Genomic DNA, 4,117 nt, shown 5'->3' with positions numbered 1-4,117 from the left:
ACTTTCGGGGTAGATAATCTCTGTGGGAGCCTCGGGTTGCAATTCCCTTACCATTGGGCTTTTCCTCCGTTTAATCGCTTGATTGTCGGATAGTTTATAGTTTAGCAGGGTTGCCCGTCGATTGGCTGTCCCACTCATGGGGTAGGGTGCGTGACGCCCCCTACGTTGCTGGGTGGGAAAACCGCACAATACAATCGGGGCGTCACGCACCTTGATGGATGGTTTCGGTTGTATATTTGAGGAGGCGGAGCCTCGGGAGGGGTTGCCCAGGCAGGAGCCAGGGAACGAGTCAACGAGTCATAATTTGCCCCATCCAGTGAGATTACCACGGACTGCCGATCGCGGTAAAGGCGGACCAATAGTAAGGATGGCTCAGATCCGAGACGGTCAAATTACCAAATGCAGGGGGCAAGGGGAACTCACCGCGCGAGGTTTGCAAGACACCGTTAGCGATCGCCACATTGCCGCGAATCATGTCCAGTTGGGCTTGTCGCAAGGCTTCCGCTTTGATCGGCGCTTCGCTCAAATGGTCGTAAAACCGGCTCATCAACCCTAAAGTGCCTTCATCACTCACATACCACAAACTGGCTACGGCAGTTTTCACCCCCGCCTGCACGGCTAACCCGGCAAATCCCAATTCGGCTTGTTCGTCACCCAGGGCGGTGCGACAGGCACTCAGCACCAGCAATTCCACCGCCGGATCGTGAAATCCCAGGTCGCGCAGGCGGTTTAAGCGCAACTTTGTATCCCACAACTGAATGTAAGAATTTTCCAGATCGCCGGCTTGAAATTCCCCGTGGGTCGCCAGATGAACGATGCTGTAGTTGAGGGCTTTGCGTTGCTGCTTCAGGTTCTCGAAGGTGAAAGCGTCGTTGAGAAAATATTGCCCCTTTCGCAGGGTTTGGGTGATGGTTTGCATTTCCAGGGGGACGGCGGGTAAGGGAGAGAGGTCGTTAAATTCCGATGCCCCCATTGCTAACACGGGCAGCTCTTTAATATCCGTATAGCGGGTATCGGTTAAAGTCAACGAGGGCATTAGTCCCACACTATATTTTTCCACGATGAAGCCGGTGCCATCATGTAAGGCGGCGATCGGCAGATTCCGCAATCCCACATCCATAATAAAGGCGAGATTTTCAATGTTTTGGGCTTCTAAGTGTTCTTCGATGGGAGCGACGATCCACTGATAAAGCTGCTGGGCGGTGTCTAAATAGCTGTTATTGCGGCGAATCCCGGAGGCGGTGAGCTGACCGCGAAAGCGAGTGAGGGCTTTTTCCACTTCGGCGCGAGTAAGTCCCTCGATGCGCCGAATAATTGGTTCTCCTTGTGCGGTAACGAGGATAATTTCCAGGCGGTCGTTGTCGCGGCTTTCCTTTAACTCAGTGGGGGAAAAATGCACGTACACTAACGCGGGACGCACGCCGGTTTCGGTTTCGATTGTCTGCACGATGGTTTGCGCTTGCGCCAGGGAAACCGGTTCGCTGGTGGCGGGTACGTTGTTATGGGCGGCAAATGCTTGGGTGAAGGTGTCTTCGATCGCTCTCACTCCCGGATCCACCAGCGTTCGTTCGGCTTGTGTCCTCACTAACGGACTGACATAGCGATCGCGGCTGACTTCCGGTTTCCCAGTAGTTTCCATGTTAGTGGCGATCGCCCGCACTTGCTGCGGTGTTAGCACTTCCGGCGGCTCTTCCGGGAACAGAGCAACCTCGGCGGGAGTTTCGATGTCCACCGGGATATCGGGTTCCGCCGGAGTTTCCACCTCGGACACTGGTAAGGGGTCGATATCCACCGGGGTCACATCTGGCACTGGCGCGGCGATCGGGGTGCTGGTATCTTCTGCGGCGGCGGGCGAGTCGGGTTGTGCCGCCGAGGTGTCGGGAGATTCGGTATCGGTAGGCGACTCGACGACTTCTCCCGGGTTCTCGTCGGGAATCGGCGTTTCCGCTTCTTCCGGTTCCGGTTCTTCTGGGACAGTGGATTCCGCTGGCGCTTCTGGCGCGTCTTCCGACTCCTCCGCCGGTAATTCGGGGACGGATATATCTGCCGGTTCCGGTTCCGGTTCTGGCGGCGTTACCTCACTGGTTATCACATCAATATTCCCCCGGGTCACCGGACCGAGGAACGATTCGCCCAATTCCAGGGTCTCGGGACCGGTGGTAATCACCCCAGCGGTACCGTTGATGCTGTCGTCGCCGATAATCAAGGGAATCTCATCATCCCCGCCGGCATGACTCAGGGAAATGTTACCGCCGCCGAGTCCTCCTGCAGAGGAAATGCTCGCCTGCTCTCCGTTGCGATCGGTAAAGGTATCCGACGCACGGAAATATCGCCGGGTGATGATTTCTATATCGCCGCCAGTGCCGCTGTCGCCCCCTTCGGCGTTAATATATCCCACTTCGATGTTATTATCGGGGTCGAGGAATACATCGCCCCCATCGCCCTCGGTACCGGAACTGTCGATGGTTCCGGTTTCGATGCGATCGCGCGCCATCACGGTGATGTTGCCCCCGGCGATACCCGTGGCGGTGAGATTGCCGGCGATCGCAGCTCCCGTAGGACTTTCCAACTGGATGTCACCCCCGGTTCCGGTGCTATTCGCACTATTGAGATTGCCAGCATTCACATCGCCGGTACTGTTGCTCAGGCGAATCGCACCGCCGGATGTGGTAATATTGTTCGCGGTCAGTTGGTTTTGTGCCGAGAGTACCACCTCGCCCCCGCTGGTGGTTATCGGTTGGTTGAACTGGATGCTGTTGGCGCTGACGTTGACTTGTTGCGCCCCGATCGCGCCATTGGCGATCGCGCTGTTAGCATCGGACACTCCTAACTGCCCCAAGGGTTGCCCGCTTCCCACCGCACGATTGAAGGTAATTCCGCCATTCGCCGCACTGAGGCTGAGATTTGAAGCCTCACTACTACTTACGATCCCATTAAAGGTGATATTGCCGTTCGTGCTGGTCATCTCGCTGTTGCCTGTCAGGGCGATCGCGCTGTTAAATACAATATCCCCCAAAACGGTTAACTGGCTCGAAATTAACGCTTCTGCCCCATCCACGGTTAACCCATTCAAGGCATTGGTACTGCCGATAGTATCGCTCCAGCTTACGGTTCCCGTCCCAGAATTTAATCCCAGATCGTGAGTGCCGTCTACCGTACCGAGAAAGGTGATATTTCCCGCGCCACTGCCGGTACTGAGGGTGATATCGGCATTGAGGATAACATTGCCATCCAGGGTAATATCGCTGTTGGCAGTTTCGATTCCCTCGCTCAGTTCCAGGGTTTCCCCGGCAAGCGTGACCTCCTCACCTACCGTTACTTCTAACAATCCGAGTAACTTCAGCAACCCGCTACCAGACTGGAACAAAATGGAATTGTTCAAGCTTACCGCATTAATGGTCATCTCACTCGTACCATCGGTGCGACCGATTTCGATCGCCTGAAAACCGGGTTGCAAGAAATTAATCTCCCCTAGGGTGAAATCCAGTCCCTCGGTGTCCGCAGTGCCGGCAATTTGCAGGTTTTGCCCGATACTCCCGGGGCGCAGGTGCAGAATTCCCGTACCGCTAATCAATCCGCCAAAATCCAGTTCGTTGCCAGTTAAGGTGAGGTTGGTTATGCCCAATGTCAGGCGATCGGCAAAGGTAATGGTTCCGAGTCCGGCATTGATTTCCGCACTGTCAGCCGTATAAGTAACCGCACTGTTAAAGCTAATATTATCATCCCCAGTGGTAATATTATCGAACAGGGCCACTTCACCGCCGCCGATTTGGGCAAAAGAGCCATCGAGATTCAACGCGCCATTAATCGTCAGTTGACCGCCATTCGCGATCGTCATACTACCCTCAGCAGTAGTGGTCACTGTCTCAAACAGCGTCACGGTGCCGCTTCCACTCACATTAATGTCGCTCTCCGCACTCATGCCATTAATTTCGATATCTGTGCCGTCAATACTAACGGTATTTCCCGAATTAATCGGTTGAAAAACCGTTACCGCCCCACTGCCATTAATGTCGATATTGTCAGTAGCAGATAAAGCCTCGGTTTGAATGTCATTCCCAGAAAGGGTCAGAGTATTTCCAGCGTCGATATCATCGTTAGCCGTAACATTTCCACT

General features: G+C 54.7%; 1 protein-coding gene. It reads right to left on the bottom strand.

Annotation, left to right across the window (positions count from 1 at the left end; genetic code table 11):
- Positions 1-322 precede the first annotated feature (322 nt).
- The coding region (locus AC0QH1_RS30665; RefSeq protein WP_324635240.1) for a CHAT domain-containing protein at positions 323-4,117 on the bottom strand (3,795 nt) is incomplete at its 5' end.

The organism is Phormidium sp. CCY1219, assembly GCF_055795085.1.
This window is presented reverse-complemented; position numbering and strand designations above follow the sequence as displayed.